The sequence below is a fragment of the Chitinivorax sp. B genome, from assembly GCF_005503445.1.
GTDB lineage: Bacteria > Pseudomonadota > Gammaproteobacteria > Burkholderiales > SCOH01 > Chitinivorax.
In genome coordinates this window covers 26,949-44,160 of sequence record NZ_SCOH01000029.1, presented here as the reverse complement: position 1 = coordinate 44,160, position 17,212 = coordinate 26,949, and the positions used below count along the sequence as shown (strand labels likewise).

General features: G+C 51.6%; 16 protein-coding genes. 8 read left to right on the top strand and 8 right to left on the bottom strand.

Annotated features, from left to right (window positions below):
* Positions 1-158 precede the first annotated feature (158 nt).
* From FFS57_RS16890 to dapA, 3 genes are all read right to left on the bottom strand, one after another.
* Positions 159-929 carry an MBL fold metallo-hydrolase gene (locus tag FFS57_RS16890; RefSeq protein ID WP_349306746.1) on the bottom strand — a complete coding sequence of 257 codons (771 nt, stop codon included), beginning with the start codon at positions 927-929 and terminating at the stop codon, positions 159-161.
* Positions 929-2,050, bottom strand: a complete 1,122-nt coding sequence (gene bamC / locus FFS57_RS16885) for an NlpB/DapX family lipoprotein (RefSeq protein WP_137938989.1) — start codon at positions 2,048-2,050, stop codon at positions 929-931. Before bamC ends, FFS57_RS16890 begins: the two co-directional genes overlap by 1 nt.
* 171 nt (positions 2,051-2,221) lie before the next feature.
* A complete protein-coding gene (dapA, locus tag FFS57_RS16880; RefSeq protein WP_137938988.1) occupies positions 2,222-3,100 on the bottom strand; it encodes a 4-hydroxy-tetrahydrodipicolinate synthase in 879 nt (292 codons plus the stop codon).
* Positions 3,101-3,294: 194 nt separating this feature from the next.
* On the opposite strand from dapA, the gene FFS57_RS16875 reads away from it, so the two are divergent.
* Positions 3,295-4,899: an ABC-F family ATPase gene (locus FFS57_RS16875; RefSeq protein ID WP_137938987.1), complete on the top strand. Its 1,605-nt coding sequence runs from the start codon at positions 3,295-3,297 to the stop codon at positions 4,897-4,899.
* A 124-nt stretch (positions 4,900-5,023) separates the two neighbouring features.
* Here the strand turns inward: FFS57_RS16875 and FFS57_RS16870 are convergent, their stop codons facing one another.
* Entirely contained in the window at positions 5,024-5,323 is a 300-nt protein-coding gene (locus tag FFS57_RS16870; protein WP_137938986.1) for a hypothetical protein, read from the bottom strand.
* Between FFS57_RS16870 and fabG the strand changes: the two genes are divergently transcribed.
* The 3 genes from fabG to pbpG all read left to right on the top strand — a co-directional run bounded on the left by fabG (position 5,313) and on the right by pbpG (position 8,887).
* Positions 5,313-6,053 carry a 3-oxoacyl-ACP reductase FabG gene (gene fabG, locus FFS57_RS16865; protein ID WP_137938985.1) on the top strand — a complete coding sequence of 247 codons (741 nt, stop codon included), beginning with the start codon at positions 5,313-5,315 and terminating at the stop codon, positions 6,051-6,053. The genes FFS57_RS16870 and fabG overlap by 11 nt on opposite strands.
* Before the next feature lie 246 nt (positions 6,054-6,299).
* Positions 6,300-7,553, top strand: a complete 1,254-nt coding sequence (gene mltA / locus FFS57_RS16860; protein ID WP_502705922.1) for a murein transglycosylase A — start codon at positions 6,300-6,302, stop codon at positions 7,551-7,553.
* A gap of 239 nt (positions 7,554-7,792) precedes the next feature.
* On the top strand, positions 7,793-8,887 hold the full coding sequence (gene pbpG / locus FFS57_RS16855; RefSeq protein WP_137938984.1) for a D-alanyl-D-alanine endopeptidase: 1,095 nt from the start codon (positions 7,793-7,795) through the stop codon (positions 8,885-8,887).
* Positions 8,888-8,951: 64 nt separating this feature from the next.
* Here the strand turns inward: pbpG and FFS57_RS16850 are convergent, their stop codons facing one another.
* Positions 8,952-9,746 (bottom strand): transglutaminase family protein, encoded by a 795-nt coding sequence (locus tag FFS57_RS16850; protein ID WP_171014019.1) that lies wholly within the window; start codon positions 9,744-9,746, stop codon positions 8,952-8,954.
* Positions 9,747-10,073: 327 nt separating this feature from the next.
* Complete coding sequence (locus FFS57_RS16845) at positions 10,074-11,540, bottom strand: protein adenylyltransferase SelO (RefSeq protein ID WP_137938982.1); 1,467 nt, start codon at positions 11,538-11,540, stop codon at positions 10,074-10,076.
* Positions 11,541-11,626: 86 nt separating this feature from the next.
* Here FFS57_RS16845 and FFS57_RS16840 point away from each other — a divergent pair, with 86 nt between their 5' ends.
* The 4 genes from FFS57_RS16840 (at position 11,627) to FFS57_RS16825 (ending at position 14,748) form a co-directional block, all read left to right on the top strand.
* Positions 11,627-12,475 carry a sulfurtransferase gene (locus tag FFS57_RS16840; protein WP_137938981.1) on the top strand — a complete coding sequence of 283 codons (849 nt, stop codon included), beginning with the start codon at positions 11,627-11,629 and terminating at the stop codon, positions 12,473-12,475.
* An 88-nt stretch (positions 12,476-12,563) separates the two neighbouring features.
* On the top strand, positions 12,564-14,153 hold the full coding sequence (locus FFS57_RS16835; RefSeq protein WP_137938980.1) for an alpha-amylase family glycosyl hydrolase: 1,590 nt from the start codon (positions 12,564-12,566) through the stop codon (positions 14,151-14,153).
* An 11-nt stretch (positions 14,154-14,164) separates the two neighbouring features.
* The gene (locus tag FFS57_RS16830) at positions 14,165-14,434 is read left to right on the top strand and encodes a DUF7660 family protein (protein ID WP_249384035.1); all 270 of its coding nucleotides are present in this window, start codon (positions 14,165-14,167) and stop codon (positions 14,432-14,434) included.
* Positions 14,434-14,748: a hypothetical protein gene (locus FFS57_RS16825; RefSeq protein ID WP_137938978.1), complete on the top strand. Its 315-nt coding sequence runs from the start codon at positions 14,434-14,436 to the stop codon at positions 14,746-14,748. The genes FFS57_RS16830 and FFS57_RS16825 overlap by 1 nt, the downstream gene beginning before the upstream one ends.
* Positions 14,749-14,879: 131 nt before the next feature.
* Here FFS57_RS16825 and FFS57_RS16820 read toward each other — a convergent pair whose 3' ends face one another.
* A complete protein-coding gene (locus FFS57_RS16820) occupies positions 14,880-15,326 on the bottom strand; it encodes a c-type cytochrome (RefSeq protein WP_137938977.1) in 447 nt (148 codons plus the stop codon).
* 92 nt (positions 15,327-15,418) lie between these two features.
* Positions 15,419-17,095, bottom strand: coding sequence for an MFS transporter (locus FFS57_RS16815; RefSeq protein WP_137938976.1), 1,677 nt, complete (start codon positions 17,093-17,095; stop codon positions 15,419-15,421).
* Between the last annotated feature and the right edge of the window lie 117 nt (positions 17,096-17,212).

Here is a 17,212-nt window from a genome sequence, read left to right as displayed (position 1 = left end):
TTTTGTTTTGGTTGTGTGGGGAAGTACGAGCCGATGCCTCAGTTGATTTTGGGTGCGATGTGTCCCTTTTAGTTTTTTGCTACCTTGAACGGTCACGGTCTGATTCCATCCCTGTCATGACACATCAATGGCGCCAAAATTACTGACGTGAGCGCCGTTTATCCAATCTGCCGCCAGTCGAACCCTGTGTCTTGAGTGGCGATTCCTATCCAGTCTGTAGAGCAATCCAGAGCAGAGGCCAGCGCTGTTGCTGCAAGCATGGAATGATTGTTCGTTTTGCTCAAGTGTGCTGCCAGAATATGTTGCAGTGGGCGTGTATCAATCGTCTGCAGGAGCGTTGCAGCTTGTTCATTGCTCAGATGCCCAAATTTTCCGGCTACCCGCTGTTTGAGAGGGTAAGGATAAGGACCATTTGATAGCATGGATAGATCATGGTTGCATTCCAGAACCAGGGCGTGACATCCAGAAAGTGTGGTTTCGATCAGTGGTGTGATATGGCCGACATCAGTCAGTACGCCGAGGCGATATTGGCCATCGCTGAAAACATGTTGAGTGGGCTCCCGTGCATCATGCGGGACAGGGAAGGGCATGATTTGTAAATCACCGATCTCAAAGGTGTCATGACTGTCATACGGTCGGAGTGACGGGAGAGCTTGTGCCATCTTTGCGGCAGCGCTGAATGTGCCAAAGCTTGCATAAACGGGGATCTGGAATCGCCTGGCCAACGGTGCGATACCGTTCATGTGATCTGAATGTTCGTGTGTGATGACGATGGCGGAGATATCAGCTGGGGACAAGCCTGAGCGGGCGAGTCTAGTGGTTATATCACGCAAACCGAACCCACAATCCAGTAGAAGGCGGGTTCGATTGCGTTCGATGATCAGGGCATTGCCTTCGCTACCGCTGCCCAGCGAGGCAAAGCGAATCATTATTTGAGTTGCTCAACCAATAGCTGCAGAATGCGCCGTGCCGTTTCGGAGCGGTCTTCCTTGCCATTTTTATCTAGCACGCGAATAGCCGATTTGCTACCAGCTTCGGTGACTTCAAGGCGATAGTCTTCCGCTTGTGTTCCCTTGTCGCTTGAAAAGATTGATGTCCACCCACTGCTTTTGCGTTTGGCATCTGGGTCTGCATATCGGATGTAATAAATGCCGTGCAGTCGATCACGGTCGATTACGGTAAAACCACTACGATCCAGTCCTAGGCCAATCCGCCGCCATGCACGATCAAAGCTGTCCAAGACAATCAGATTGTCTGCTACCAGCATTGCATTGGCAGGCTTCGTCGTGGCCTCCGTTGTCGTTGGCACTATTGCCTTAGTTGTTGCCGATACTGCCTTGTCTGTGCCCGTAGGTACGCTTGTAAAGCGTTGCTGTAGCAATGTCAGCATTTCAGTTTCGAGTTCGGGATCGGCTGCTCGGGGTTGCCAGATGGTGCGATCCTTGGCTGCATTTTCAAAAACTTCGATCATGCCGCGATGGGTAATGTACACCTCTGTTGTACCTGCTTGGGCGCCCTTTTCCAGTCGTGTGCGAAACTTGTCACGCTCACCGGTGGAATACAGGCCATCCAGTACCTTGCCGATTGTTCGGCGGATAATGTCTTGCGGCAATTTGGCGCGATTTTCCTGCCAGTCTGTTTCCAGAATACCGGTTGCGGGGTTTTCTGCTGCAACAGTAAAGCCCTGGTTTTTCCAGAATTCCTGAACCTCCTTCCAGACTTGATCTGCTGGGCGGTTGATTACCAGCCATCGTTGATTTCCCTGACGTTCGATACGTGCGTCATTCGAATCCGGCAATACAGCAGTAGCGTTCGAATTTGCTACCGTATTGGCTGGGGTACTACCACTGGTCGAACTGGCGGCCTGTGGAATCGAATAGGTATTGTCTGATTGCACGGAGGTCAAATCCGGCGGTACTTCCAATGATCGAGTAGCGTTATTCTCGTTGTTTGGGTTGCGGTAATCGATCTTCTTGGTCTCGATCGGTGTGCTGCAGGCTGCAATGAGGCAAGCCGCAGTGAGGCTGGCGGCCAGCTGTGTTGTCTTCATGCCATTTCCTTGAATTTCTGCGAAATCATTGGCAAAACATCTGATCAAGGCTGCTTGCGGTGATACTCGCTTCCCCTGTGTATGCAGGCAATATCTACAGCCTTATCGTCAGACATTTTACAGAACGCTGCTGAATTACATGTTACGTTGATGGATGATGCCTGTTACCCGTTAAAGTTCAATACCTGCATCTCGTAACGCCTGTTTGACAACTTGATGGTTGCTGGTCGATAAAGGCGTCAACGGCAGGCGGATACCACTTTTGATCAGCCCCATCTGCTGTGCTGCCCACTTGACCGGGATTGGGTTGGCTTCAACAAACAAATGCTTGTGTAACCCTTGTAGGCGATCATTGATGGTGCGGGCACCGGCAATATCACCTGCCAGTGCTTTTTCGCAAAGCTCATGCATCAATTTGGGAGCGACATTGCCAGTAACGGTAATGACACCATGGCCACCCAGCAACATGAAGGCCAATGCCGTACCATCGTCGCCGGTATACAGGGCGAAATTGGTAGGGGCACGTTTGACCAGATCAGTACAGCGCTCCAGATTGCCGGTAGCATCTTTAATACCGACAATATTTGGAATTTGTGCCAGACGTAGCGTGGTGTCGTTGTTCATGTCAGCAACTGTCCGGCCAGGCACGTTGTACAGAATGACTGGGATATCCACCGCTTCGGCAATGGTTTTGAAATGCAGATAAAGGCCTTCTTGTGTTGGTCTGTTGTAGTAGGGGACAACAGACAAGGACATATTTGCGCCGACGCGCTTGGCTTCACTGGCGAGTTCAATGGCTTCGCGAGTAGAGTTGGCACCAGTACCCGCGATTACCGGCAGGCGTCCGGCAGTGTGTTCAACGGTGACGCGGATCAGCTCGACATGCTCTTCGACCGAGACCGTGGGTGATTCTCCAGTGGTACCGACGACGACCAGGCCGTCACTGCCTTGTTCGACATGAAAGTCGATCAAGCGCCGCAAGCCGTCAAAATCCAGGCTGCCGTCCTCAAGCATCGGGGTGACGATGGCGACCAAACTACCTTTAAGCATGGTTGATCCTACCGGTTACACAAAAAGAGGTAGTTTACCCGATTCATGCTTGAGCGTGGAGTATGCGCGGGCATTGATCTGATACGGGAGTCAAGGGCGGAAGTTAGCGGAATGCTATGGTAAAATCAGTAGTTTGCGTAAATGCTGGCGGCCGTGCTAGGGCTGCCGAATAATACAGGAACAGGTTAAACGACGTGATCACCACCTCCAACATTACCATGCAATTTGGCGCGAAGCCGCTGTTCGAAAACGTATCCATCAAATTTGGCGACGGTAACCGCTATGGTTTGATCGGTGCCAATGGCTGCGGCAAATCGACTTTCATGAAGATCATGGGGGGCGATCTGGAATCGACCGCTGGCAACGTGTCGCTGGACCCGGGCGTGCGTTTGGGCAAGTTGAAGCAGGATCAATTTGCCTATGAGGATCAGCGTGTGATTGATGTGGTATTGCAAGGCCATGACGAACTCTGGAGCACCATGCAAGAAAAGGACGCGATCTACGCCAATCCTGATGCAACAGAAGAAGACTACATGCGTGCCGCCGAACTGGAAGTGAAGTTTGGTGAAATGGGCGGTTACGATGCGGAGGCACGTGCCGGCAGTTTATTGCTCGGGGCTGGCATTCCGGTTGAACAGCACTTTGGTCCGATGAGTGAAGTCGCACCTGGCTGGAAGTTACGTGTATTGCTTGCACAGGCCTTGTTCTCCAATCCAGACGTACTTTTGCTGGATGAGCCGACCAACAACCTGGATATCAATACTATTCGCTGGCTGGAGCACGTGTTAAACGAGCGTGAGTCGACAATTGTCATCATCTCACACGATCGTCACTTCCTGAACGAAGTGTGTACCCACATTGCGGATCTGGACTACAACACGATCCGTGTCTACCCGGGTAACTACGACGATTATATGGAAGCGAGCATGCAAGCACGCGATCGGCAGGTTTCCGCTAATGCCCGCGCCAAGGAACGAATTGCTGAGCTGAATGCATTTGCGGCCCGTTTTGCGGCTAACAAGTCCAAGGCACGTCAAGCGACGTCGCGTTTGAAGCTGGCGGACAAGATCAAGTCTGAAATGGTGGAGGTGAAGCCCTCAAGTCGACAAAACCCCTTCATTCGTTTCGAGCTGGAAGACAAGCAGAAGTTACATCGTCAGGCTTTTGAAATGGATAGTGTCAGCAATGGCTTTGACACTGTGCTGTTCAACAATCTGAACCTGATTCTGGAAGCCGGTCAGAAGCTGGCTGTCATCGGTGGGAACGGCGTGGGTAAGACGACCTTCGTTCGTACCTTGGTCGGTGAACTGGCGCCTAAGCACGGAATGGTCAAATGGGCGGAAAAGGCACAAATCGGTTATTTTGCACAAGATCACGCAGCTGATTTCGATACGGACCTCAATGTATTCGATTGGATGAAGCAATGGGGGCAATCTGGTGACGATGATCAGGTTATTCGCGGTATTCTGGGCCGTTTGTTGTTCTCTGGCGATGATGTGAAGAAATGTGTGCGGGTGTTGTCCGGTGGGGAGAAGGGCCGCATGTTATACGGTAAATTGATGCTGGAACGCACCAATGTTTTGGTGATGGATGAGCCGACCAACCACATGGATATGGAGTCCATTGAATCGCTGAACTTGGCACTGGATATGTACAAGGGTACGTTGATTTTCGTATCGCATGACCGTCAGTTCGTGTCGTCACTGGCAACGCAGGTGCTGGAACTCAAAGGTGATGGCAACTTCGTTCATTACACAGGTGGATATGAAGAATATCTATCCAGTCAGGGTATTGAGTAAAACTCAAATGAGGCATTGCACCTGATATTGCATTGCAAGCAGTGAAAAAAGGCCGCGTTCGCGGCCTTTTCCTATTTGTATGTTCGGATATTGTGTAGGGGTTTATTTTGCATTGCGATATAATTCAAAAGCTACTATCCAGAATGCATGACCCGGAAAAATAATCACGAACCGGTGCCGTGCTGCCAAGAACGGTAGTACATCGCAAAGCAGAATACTCAGCACATAACAATACCCGACTCGCGTCAGCGTAGCCGACCACCATAGCGCTGCTTTGCGCCATGCCAAATAGCTGCAATGCAGCAAGATGACTGGAGGCGTCGATGCCCGGGTCAGTGGATTCCCAACGGTGCCACTGATGCAGTTTTTGTGGTGCGCGCCAGTGTGGAACGGCTTTTTGAGGGAAGAATACAATGAGACTCAATGGGAAAATTTCGATCATTACCGGTGCAGCCAATGGCATTGGTAAAGCCACCGCGTTGAAGTTTGCCGCAGAAGGGGCGACAGTGATCGTATGCGATCTGAATCTGGATGCGGTTGCAGGCGTGGTTGAGGAGATCCGTGCTGCAGGTGGTAAGGCTGAAGGGCATGTGGTCAACGTGACTGATCGTCAACAGATTGCCGACATGGTGGCTGCAGTGAAGGAGAAACATGGTCGTGTCGACACCTTGGTGAACAATGCAGGTATCGTGGCAGATGCCCGCCTGCAAAAGATGACGGATGAACAGTTTGATCGTGTCATCGACATCAATCTGAAAGGTGTCTATAACTGTGCACGTGCGGTGGTGGACATTCTGGTGGAACAGGGAAATGGTGTCATCCTGAATGCATCGTCGGTAGTGGGATTGTATGGCAATTTTGGCCAGACCAATTATGCTGCAGCAAAATTCGGTGTGATTGGTTTTACCAAAACCTGGGCGAAAGAGTTGGGACCAAAAGGTGTACGAGTGAATGCAGTGTGTCCAGGTTTCATCGCTACCAGCATTCTCAGTTCCATGCCGGAAAAGGTCATTGCGGCGATGGAAGAACGTGTTGCGTTGCGTCGTTTAGGCAAGCCCGAAGAAATCGCCAACGTCTATGCTTTCCTGGCATCGGATGAAGCAAGTTACATTAACGGTGCTGCGATCGAGGTCAGCGGCAGTATTTCGATGTAAACTCAGTCCCCGCTGGCATCCATCATCACGACACGCCGCTCTTGAGCGGCGTGTTTGTTTTGAACTACGCAATAAATTGGCGTATGGCAACTTCTACTGGTGTGCATGGTTGAGGTTGAAAGCCGCCATATTTTGGAACTTATGTGAAATGCAAGTTTCCATCGATTGGCGCGGGATTGGATCGACATGCAGTGATCCAACAAAGTTCGAATCAGACGTTTTCTTCAATACAAGGGTGGAGTGAGTATGTGGCGCAGGTGGTGGATGACGATGGTTGTGGTTGGCTTGGTCGGGTGTGCGGCAGTAGAGCCTGTACAACGACCTGATAAGGCGTTGCCCCCAATACCACCGGCTTCCTTGCCACAAACCCAGACGCAACCACTTTGCCCCTGTCCACAAATTGAGCCAAAACCCGAAACAAAACCGGAACCCACTACGCCGACTCCAACATTGCAGCGTGTCAGTTGGAATGATATGGCGGGTTGGCCGGGGGACTTCCTGGCACCCAGTTTTGAGGCATTCATGCAATCCTGTCGGGCAATCAGTAAACGTGCCGGATGGGCCGAGGTGTGTGAGGCAGCCAAATTGGTGGATCGGCGTGATGGTCCGGCCATGCGGCGTTTTTATGAAAGCCGATTCGTACCTATGCGTGTTGCCAACGCGGATGGGGGGACGGAAGGTTTGATCACTGGCTACTATGAGCCCTTGTTGAATGGTAGTGAGGTGAAGGCAGGCAAATATCAGTTTCCGCTATATGGCGTACCGGATGACTTGATGGTGATCGATCTGAGCGAAGTCTATCCCGAATTGAAGGGCATGCGCTTACGTGGCCGCATCGAAGGCCGCAAAGTGGTGCCATATTACTCACGAGAACAGATTGAAAATGGGCGAGCACGTTTACACGGTAAGGAAATCGCCTGGGTAGACGATGCCGTTGAGGCCTTTTTTTTGCAAATACAAGGTTCAGGCCGCATCAAGCTGCCCAGTGGCAAGATGATGCGCGTCAACTATGCTGATCAGAATGGTTTTCCATATCGTGCGATTGGTAGAACCTTGATCGATCATGGTGAGCTGCAACCTGGGCAAGCTTCAATGCAGGCGATTCAGGCATGGGCTCAACAGAACCCAGACAAGTTGGATGAGATTTTGAATTCCAACCCTAGTTATGTGTTTTTCCGTGTCACACCTAATAAAGAAGGTGGCCCGCAAGGCGCATTGGGTGTGCCATTGACTGATACAGCTAGTATCGCAGTTGATCCCAAATTCATTCCATTGGGTGTACCGGTCTTTTTATCGACTACCTGGCCAAATACCGATCGGCCTTTGAACCGATTGATGCAGGCACAGGATACGGGCGGTGCCATTCGTGGTGCAGTCCGGGCTGATTTTTTCTGGGGATTTGGCAAGGAAGCAGGCCAGCAGGCTGGCAAGATGAAGCAACGTGGCCGGATGTGGGTGTTGCTGCCAATCGAGATCGCCAGTGGTAAGGGGTTGATGTAAACCTTTTTGAATCGTGGCCGTTATTATCGGATGAATGGCATGTGACAAAAGTTAATGCTGACCTTTAAATTTCAGCGCTAGCTATTGAATTGGTTTACGTTTTTTTGTTTGCTGTATTAGAATTCGACTATATTGACAGTGCGACCTTTGCTTTGCCAGCAATGGCGCCCTATGGGTGCTCCGGCAGATGTTCGGGTAAACGGCACGCAGAATAACATCACGCTTCGAGAGATAACGAGATGCTGAAACGAACCACTGCCTGGATCTCCGCCATGTTGGCGTTCTCGCTGGCCATGCCGGATGTAGCATTTGCTGCACCCAAGTCGCAGTCCAAACAGGCACAAACGTCTACAAAGTCGGCTAAGAGCATGAAAGTGCTTGCCCGTAAAGCCGCCATTAGTAAGAAGCTGAGCAAAAAATCCCAGCGTAAGGCGCAGTATTCGGCCAAGACCAGCCGTAAGGGCGCGACTCGCCATGCGAGCTTGGCAAGTCGGAGCGCATTCAAGCGGGTCGTTGCACATGAACCGTTCAAATACAAGCTGCAAGCAGACGATATCGTACCTGAGTCGTTGCAGCTCGCTTCCAACTCTGCAGTGGTGTTCAACGAGAACAATGGTGAAGTGTTGTTCTCGAAAAATAATCAGGCGCCGATGCCTATTGCTTCCATTACCAAATTAATGACCGCAATGGTCACATTGGATGCCAAATTACCAATGGACGAATTGGTGACCATCAGCGATGAAGACATAGACAAGTTGCGTAATACCGGTTCGCGCTTACAGGTTGGCACCACACTTACGCGTGCTGAGTTGCTGCTGTTGGCTCTGATGTCTTCAGAAAATCGTGCGGCGGCGGCATTGGCTCGCAGTTACCCAGGTGGAACACACGCATTTGTCAGCAAGATGAATGCAAAGGCGTTGTCGGTTGGCATGAAACATGCGACGTTTTACGATTCCACCGGATTGAACGGCGGGAATGTGGCATCGGCTGCAGACTTGGTGATGATGGTACAGGCGGCTTATGATTACCCGGAGATCCGGCGTTATTCCACCACCCCGGAATATGAAGTGTTTCTGCCATCTGGTCGCCGGTTGGCTTACAACAACACCAATGCGTTGGTGAAAGAAGATGACTGGCAGATTGGCTTATCAAAAACCGGGTTCTTGAATGAAGCTGGGAAGTGTCTAGTGATGCAGGCCACCATCTCCAATACCCCATTGGTCATTGTTCTGCTTGATTCGGCTGGTAAGTATACGCGGCTTGCAGATGCGAACCGGATCAAGGCTTGGCTGGAGCGTGGTGGTGGAGCGAAGATGTTGTACGCTCGTAGTTAAATGGTTTGCATCTCAATAACAATGGGCGCCGTGGCGCCCATTGTTATTTGGAAAAGCGATCAGCTCATTCCATTTCATCCATCCATTCCCATTCCTCATTGTCCATTTCGTCTTCGGTTTTTCTATTACGGACATCATGAATCGGGCAAGCGTCCAGAAAGTCCAGGCCGATCGCCAGCTTCAGATGGTGCGGCAAATTGTTGGCCGCATTGGCCACATCAAATATGTGCCAATCGCCTTCACACCAGGTTTCTGCCCATGCATGCAGACTGACTTGCTGTGTCGGCTCTCCAAGCGAATAGAGATAACCGCTGACATAACGTGCGGGTGCACCCAGATAGCGTGCGCAGGATAGAAAGACCTGCGTCAAATGTCCGCTGGTACCTTCACCGGTCGCAAAGGTATGTGCCGCGGAGGTAGCTGGTTCGGTCTCGTCATCAACCAATTGAAGCCGATCGCGAATGGCAGCCATTAAACGCCCCAGGCGACGCAATGTCATTGCATCATGACGATGATTGTCCGCAAACTCCCGTAATGCGAGATCTGGTGCAGTCAGTTCGGTTTGCCGAAGAAAAAACAGTGGTGGGAGCTTATCGATCCGGGTGTCAAATTCCGGCGCGGTTTCAACAACACCGTGCGCTTTGACCCTGACTTCGCGATGTGGGTAGTCGAGCGTCATGACGTGCAGCACATTACCGTAAGGATCAATACTCTTGTAGGCTGGCACCGGTAATTCCAGTTGCCAGTCTACAACCCGGCGCAGCAAGCTGCTGTGTGGTGTCAGGCGCAAATGCTGGATGCTGTGATGCACCGTCGTATCATGTCTGAATACAGCCTCATGCGTAATGGCAAGTCTCATAAAGCCTCCGGTGGTGTTGTGCATCGCCTTGTTGGTCGGCCGTGGCATGCACAATTCGTTTGTTTTGGAAGCGCTGGGTGAAAATCGTCTGATGCGAAAAAACAGCGCTTTTCTTGTTATAGCAAAGCACTATCCATGCCACAGAATTTTTTCAAATAAATCATGCTATTGACGAATGTGTATGGGCGAATGCCTGGCTCTGGCGCACTGTTTCAGGGCATTTTTTCAGGGAAGTGCAAGCCCATGATGCATATGGAAGATGTCCGTTTGACGGCATCAAAAAACAGACTGCTTATAGGGTAAAGGCAGTCTGCGGGGATGAGCAGATCAAGAGGAACAGCTGACACTCAGTGTTTGTGCCCAAGGTGGTGGGTAGTCAGCGTAATGTTCGAAGCCCGGATGTTCGTCATAGGGGGCGATGAGGATATTCAGCAGGCGATCAATTTCACTATAGTCGCGATCGCGTGTGGCAGCTTGAATGGCGATTTCAGCCAAATGGTTTCGTAGCACATACTTGGGATTGACTCGGCGCATCTGGGCCTGCCGATCCGCTGTTGCCTGACTGGTTTGCAGCAGACGTGCTGCATAGCGAGCAAGCCATGCATCGATTGCATCACGATCCAGGCATTCATCACGAATGGGGTGCCGTGTGGCTACAGGATCAAATTCACACAATTTACGGAAGAAGATGGTGTAGTCAATCTGATGGGTTTGCATCAGATTGAGCAGGTCAACCAGTAGTGCGTCATCCTCGTCTCGCCAAGTATCCAGGCCCAGCTTCCGACCCATACGCTCCAGATAGGCGGTTTCGTAGTGTGGCTGAAACTGGCGCAACGCCTCTATCGCTTCGTCACGATCCAGTAATGTGATCATTGCCTGGGCAAGACAATGTAGATTCCATAACGCAACAGCAGGTTGCTGGTCATAGGCGTAACGGCCGCTGTGATCCGAATGATTGCAGATATGGCCGGCATCAAATGCATCCAGGAATCCAAATGGACCATAGTCCAGCGTCAGACCTAAAATCGACATGTTATCGGTGTTCATTACACCATGGCAGAAGCCTACCGCCTGCCAATCGGCCATCAAGTCTGCCGTGCGGGCAATGACGGCTTCCAGAAATGCCTGATAGGGATTGGGGGCCTCTTTACAAGCAGGGTAGTAGTGATGGATCACAAAATCAGCCAGTTGCTTTATCTGATCATGCTGATTGCGATAAAAGAACACTTCGAAGCTGCCGAAACGAATGAAGCTAGGGCTCATCCGCAATATGACCGCTGCGGTTTCCGGTGTTTCACGATAGACCGGTTCATCTGACCCGACAATACTCAATGCACGGGTGGTGGGTATACCAAGGCCATACATCGCTTCCGAGCACAAGAATTCGCGAATGGAGGACCGCAATACCGCGCGGCCATCCCCCATTCTGGAATAAGGTGTTTCACCTGCGCCTTTGAGCTGCAATTCCCAATAGTCACCTTGGGCATTCTGTACTTCGCCGAGCCAAATGGCCCGACCGTCGCCCAGCTGTGACACATAGTGGCCAAATTGATGGCCCGCATACAGTGCTGCCAGCGTGTCTTGTCCTGGTAGGGGTAAGTTGCCAGCCAGATAATCTGCAAATTGTGGGTCGTGAAACTGTTTGGCCGACAAGTCGATCAATGTTGCAGCAGCTTGGCTGAATGCCACCGGGTAGGGCGCTGGTAGCGGTGTAGGCGCGAGGCGTGTATAAAATACATCGGGCAGGCGTGCAAAACGATTGGTGAAATTCAGGTTATCAAGCGTATGGGTCATGAAAGAAGACTGCCATCGGGGGACCAGCTTCTTATTATACGTGGCCTGTAATGTTGAAATAACAATGTTAAACAAGGGGTTATTGTATGGAAAAACAATTATTGGTTTCCACTGAATGGCTTGGCGCACATTTACGCTCCCCAAATTTGGTGATTCTGGATGTCCGTCACAATTTAGCTGACCCGGAAGCAGGGAAGCGGGCCTATATTTCCTCGCATATTCCAGGGGCTCGGTTTCTACATCTGGACCATGATCTGTCGGGTCCTAAAACCGGTAACAATGGTCGACACCCCCTGCCAACACCAGCCGAGTTTGGCAAATTGTTACGCAAGCTAGGCGTTACGCCAGACAAGACACTGGTTGCATATGACGATGCGGGTGGGCCATATGCGGCAAGGATGTGGTGGATGATGCGTTGGATTGGCCTTTACAACTGCGCAGTGCTGGATGGGGGATGGCAGAAATGGCTGGCCGAACACCGCTTGGTGACACAAGAGCTTCCTCATTATGCGGAATCAGATCACCATGGTTTTCAGCAGGACTCTTTAAGGGTATCGGCCGATTATGTCATGCAGCATCTGGATGACCGCGATGCGATGTTGGTAATCGATGCCCGCAGCCCAGACCGCTATCGTGGTGAAAATGAGACGATCGACCCAGTAGCCGGGCATATTCCTGGCGCTGTCAGCCGTTTCTTCCAGCACAATCTGTCTATCAGCGGTACATTCAAATCACCGGCGGAGCTGCATCACGAGTTCAAGGCATTGATCGGTGATCGTTCTCCACTGACCGTTGTCTCCCAGTGTGGATCGGGTGTGACAGCCTGCCATAATTTGCTGGCCATGGAGCTGGCTGGATTACATGGGGCCAAATTGTATCCTGGTTCGTGGAGTGAATGGTGTAGCGATCCGACACGCCCCGTAATGAGGGGTTAATACTGGAATCGCACAAAATGCCAGGAAATTTTGTTCTGCTTAGGGTTAGATATGGGTATGCCATCTGATTGGTCATCCAGGAGCCCTCATGATTTCCCGACTTGCCGCCACCTTGTTTGCTGCCGCCAGCCTGTTTGCATGCCAAGTCATGGCCAGCCCCGGGCTGCCGGATATGGGGCCGGTCGCGATTGAAGCCAAAGACAGTGGACTACCGGCCGATTGGCATCGCCGTGGTGTTTTCATGGAAATTCTGGTGCGGGCCTATCAGGATTCCGATGGAGATGGCATCGGCGACTTGAATGGTCTGATCTCCCGATTGGATTACCTGAAGTCGTTGGGGGTGACAGGGATCTGGCTGATGCCGGTGTTTCGCTCCAGTGACAATGATCACGGCTATACGGTGGTCAATTACCGCAACATTGAGCGCGACTATGGCACTTTGGCTGATTTCGACCGCTTGCTGGCGGCTGCTCATCAGCGTGGTATCGGCGTCATTATCGATTACGTCATCAATCACAGTTCCATTGAACACCCGCTGTTTGGGTTGGCCAGCATCAGTACGGATTCGCCCTATCGCGACTGGTATGTATGGCAGCAAGAGAAACCCACAGGCTGGACTGCCTTTGGAGGCGATCCGTGGTATGAATCGGACAAAGGCTTTTACTACGGGGCTTTTGGTGCCAGCCTGCCTGATTTCAACCTGCGCAACCCGGCGGTGGTGGATTTCCACCTCAACAACTTGAAATTCTGGCTGAATCGCGGTGTGGATGGCTTCCGGTTCGATGCAGTCGGAACATTGGTGGAAAATAGTTCGGTTGCATGGGAGAACCAACCAGAAAACCATCGGGTCATGGGGCAGATCCACACCTTGCTGCAGCAGTATGGCAAGCGTTACATGGTGTGTGAGGCACCAGGAGACCCAGGAGTTTTCTCTGTGGACGAGTCTTGTGGTAGCGCGTTTGCTTTCGGTTTGCAGAAGCATCTGATCAAAAGCGTGAAAATGGGTCGTTTGATGCCAGATGTGCCTTACATGTTACAAACGCTACCCATCGACAGGATGGGGACGTTGTTATCGAACCATGATGCATTTGCGGGTAATCGACTGTTTCAGCAGTTTCGCGATGATATGCCGGGTTACAGCCTGGCCGCTGCCACTTTGTTGAGTCTGCCGGGCATCCCGTTCCTTTACTACGGGGAAGAGATTGGCCTGTCTGCTGCAACCCCGGTCGAACATCACGATCAGGAACTGCGCGGTCCAATGAGCTGGAGTGGCGAGGCTAACGCGGGGTTTACTACCGGCAAGCCATTCCGCCCGCTGGTGGAGAATCACTCCACCCATCACGTAGCCAATGAAGACAAACAGCCCGATTCGCTGTTGAACCGCTATCGGCAACTGATCACATTGCGCTCAACGGTGCCGGCTTTATCTCATGGCAACTTTACTTTGTTGAGCAAGGCGCATGAGCCAGTATTCGTTTTCCAGCGTCAGCATGGGGATTCCCGCATGTTGGTGCTGCTGAATTATGCCGCCCGTCCAATCAAAACTAGATTACCGATGGAAGCCTGCCAGCAGTGGAAAGTGGCATTGGCATTACCCAGCATGAAAACACCAAAGGTGTCCAGGCAATGTGAAATCAGCCTGCCAGCACAGCAAGCCTTGTTCCTTCAACCAAAATAGGCCATAGATAAATGGATGCAGCAATGGATCTGCATGAGCAGCTGCAATTGGTAACTGACGTTACCACCTTTCTGGCTTTTGTCCGTGCATTGCAGCAGGATCGTGTCATGGCAGGGCAACATACCGCCTGCGATTGGCAGAATCATACTATCGAGGATTTTCTTGAAGCGGCGTTACGCTGGGCGAGTACCACTAACATGGGCGCCAGCCAGGGCTTGTCGGAAGCATCGCCCTGGAAGCGTTTTGCCGTATTTTTGTATTGCGGAAAGATTTACGAGTAATGAGCGAGCAACCTACTCCAATACCCACTGCATTGACCGAAGCACAGGAAGCCTTGATCTTTGAAGTGATGCAAGAGCATGAAACGCAAATGATCGATAATGTGGAGCGTGCGATTGATCATTGTGTTGAAGATATTTACCGAGAGCTGGATAGCCATAATTTGTTGGATGCGTTACCGCATCGACCACCTCATGAATACTTCGCTGCGGTGGTACTGCAGCATTTGTTTCACGTGATGGCCAATGGCAATCGTGATACTGCACAAGCGATTATCGATAATCTGCAGAAGTTGGCAGATGGTGGCTTGGGTTAGCCCGCTCCCCCAGAAGGTATGCCTTGTATTGTTACGATTTGTTGGAGCGGGGCCATTGCCATGGTCGATGTCATGTGTAGGCCCTGTAAACAGATTAAATGGCATTCATTGTGGCCAACAGCGTGGTTGGCTCATTCCACCTTGAACCGGCTGTGACAGCTGGCACAGGCTTGCTCGACACCCTTCAAAGTCGGTGTCAGTTGTGATTTGTCTTTAGGCTTGGTCTGTGCGGCAACTGTTAATGCCTGCAGCGATTTGGTCAATTCATCCTGTGCGGCCCTGAAGGCTTGTGCTTCCTGCCAGATATCTTGTTTGGCCTTGCTGTCATCCGCTACCTGCATTTCATGAAACCATTGCCAAGGCTGGGCTGACTGGTTTTCCAATGCTTGAGCGGTTTTCAGAAAGGTGTCAGGGTCGTAGCTGAGGCGACCATTGAGCATGCCTTGGAGTGACTCGCGTGTACGCAGCATCTCTTTGAACTGTTGTTTGCGCAGATAAACCGGGCTGTTCTTGTCGGTACCGCAGGCAGTCAACAGTAACAAGAGGGTAAGCAAAGCAGAAAGCAGGGTTTTGTTCATGATAACAACAGCGTGTAGCAGGGAATGACAGCGCCGCACTATAAACCAAAACGGGGTGCCCAAGCACCCCGTGTGATGATGTAATTCAGAAATCAGTCATTGGCATAAATATCGCGATCTTTTGTCTCCGGCATCAAAAGCGAACCAACGATGAACGTGGCGACAGCGATGATGATCGGATACCACAGACCATAATAGATGTCACCCGTCCAAGCCACCAATGCAAATGCCACCGTGGGTAGGAATCCGCCGAACCAGCCATTACCGATATGGTACGGTAGCGACATGGATGTGTAGCGAATGCGGGTTGGGAACAGTTCTACCAGCATGGCGGCAATGGGGCCATAGACCATGGTGACATAGATCACCAGCAAGGACAGGATGAAGATGACCATCGGGGTATCCATTTGCGATGGATCTGCCTTTGCCGGGTAATTGGCAGATTTCAGCGCATCACCCAAGGCCTTGTTGAATGCATCGGACTGTGTCTTGAATTCCTCCTTGGACAAAGTGTCGCCTTCGAAGCTATCCAACTTGGTGCTGCCGATGGTCACGCTGGCAACACTTCCTGCCTGCCCCGCGATATTGGTATAGGGAATGCCTTTCTTGGCCAAGGCTGACTTGATAATGTCGCATGACTGCTCGAAGGTGGCCTTGCCAATAGGATCAAACTGGAAGGCGCATCTTGCCGGATCGGCTGTCACCGTCACTGGTGAAGTGACAATGGCAGCCTCCAGTGCCGGGTTGGCATAGTGAGTCAATGCTTTGAACAGCGGGAAATAGGTCAGAGCGGCAATCAGGCAACCTGCCATGATGATGCCTTTGCGGCCAATCCGGTCTGACAGCGTGCCGAACAGGATAAAGAATGGCGTGCCAATGGCCAGCGAGGCAGCAATCAGCAAGTCAGCCCGATCTGGTTCGACCCCCAATGTCTTGGTCAGGAAGAACAGGGCGTAGAACTGGCCGGTATACCAGACCACTGCCTGACCTGCCGTACCACCAAGCAGTGATATCAGAACCACTTTCAGGTTACCCCAGCGGCCGAAAGATTCCGTGATGGGAGCCTTGGAGGCTTTACCTTCTTCCTTCATGCGCTTGAACACAGGGGATTCGTTCAATTGAAGGCGAATGTAGACCGACACGATGAGTAGCAGAATCGAGACTAGGAATGGTACGCGCCAGCCCCAGGCTTCAAAGGTCTCTTTGCCGAATGCGTTGCGGCAGATCCAGATTACCATCAGTGACAGGAACAGACCCAACGTGGCGGTGGTTTGAATCCAGCTGGTGAAGAAGCCACGTTTGCCATGTGGGGCATGTTCGGCAACATAGGTGGCTGCACCACCATATTCGCCACCCAGTGCCAAGCCTTGTAATAGGCGTAGTCCGATCAGGATGATCGGCGCGGCTACGCCAATGGTGGCATAGCCAGGTAGCAGACCTACCACAGCGGTGGAGAGGCCCATGATCAGAATGGTGATGAGGAAAGTGTATTTGCGGCCAATCAAATCACCCAATCGGCCGAATACCAATGCCCCGAACGGGCGGACTGCAAAGCCGGCAGCAAAGGCGAGCAGTGCAAAGATGAAAGCGGTTGTCTCGTTGACCCCGGCGAAGAACTGCTTACTGATAATGGCCGCCAGAGAGCCATATAGATAAAAATCGTACCATTCGAAAACCGTACCGAGCGACGACGCGAAGATGACGCGTTTTTCGTCGCCAGACAGGGGGGACGCCTGGGGCGCTACACCTGCGGCATATGTGCTTTCCATCTTAGCCTCCTTGTTATGACTATCTTCTCTCCAACCTGGCCCCGCAGAAAAAATTCGACATGGCCAAGCTGAATGGATTGTTAGCGCTGTCCTTTTTGAGGACAAATCGCATTATTT

Bases quoted from the DNA above. Each gene is read 5' to 3' on its own strand.
- FFS57_RS16890 (WP_349306746.1), bottom strand. From the start codon at position 929: ATGATTCGCTTTGCCTCGCTGGGCAGCGGTAGCGAAGGCAATGCCCTG.
- bamC (WP_137938989.1), bottom strand. From the start codon at position 2,050: ATGAAGACAACACAGCTGGCCGCCAGCCTCACTGCGGCTTGCCTCATT.
- dapA (WP_137938988.1), bottom strand. From the start codon at position 3,100: ATGCTTAAAGGTAGTTTGGTCGCCATCGTCACCCCGATGCTTGAGGAC.
- fabG (WP_137938985.1), top strand. From the start codon at position 5,313: ATGAGACTCAATGGGAAAATTTCGATCATTACCGGTGCAGCCAATGGC.
- mltA (WP_502705922.1), top strand. From the start codon at position 6,300: ATGTGGCGCAGGTGGTGGATGACGATGGTTGTGGTTGGCTTGGTCGGG.
- pbpG (WP_137938984.1), top strand. From the start codon at position 7,793: ATGCTGAAACGAACCACTGCCTGGATCTCCGCCATGTTGGCGTTCTCG.
- FFS57_RS16850 (WP_171014019.1), bottom strand. From the start codon at position 9,746: ATGAGACTTGCCATTACGCATGAGGCTGTATTCAGACATGATACGACG.
- FFS57_RS16845 (WP_137938982.1), bottom strand. From the start codon at position 11,540: ATGACCCATACGCTTGATAACCTGAATTTCACCAATCGTTTTGCACGC.
- FFS57_RS16840 (WP_137938981.1), top strand. From the start codon at position 11,627: ATGGAAAAACAATTATTGGTTTCCACTGAATGGCTTGGCGCACATTTA.
- FFS57_RS16835 (WP_137938980.1), top strand. From the start codon at position 12,564: ATGATTTCCCGACTTGCCGCCACCTTGTTTGCTGCCGCCAGCCTGTTT.
- FFS57_RS16830 (WP_249384035.1), top strand. From the start codon at position 14,165: ATGGATGCAGCAATGGATCTGCATGAGCAGCTGCAATTGGTAACTGAC.
- FFS57_RS16825 (WP_137938978.1), top strand. From the start codon at position 14,434: ATGAGCGAGCAACCTACTCCAATACCCACTGCATTGACCGAAGCACAG.
- FFS57_RS16820 (WP_137938977.1), bottom strand. From the start codon at position 15,326: ATGAACAAAACCCTGCTTTCTGCTTTGCTTACCCTCTTGTTACTGTTG.
- FFS57_RS16815 (WP_137938976.1), bottom strand. From the start codon at position 17,095: ATGGAAAGCACATATGCCGCAGGTGTAGCGCCCCAGGCGTCCCCCCTG.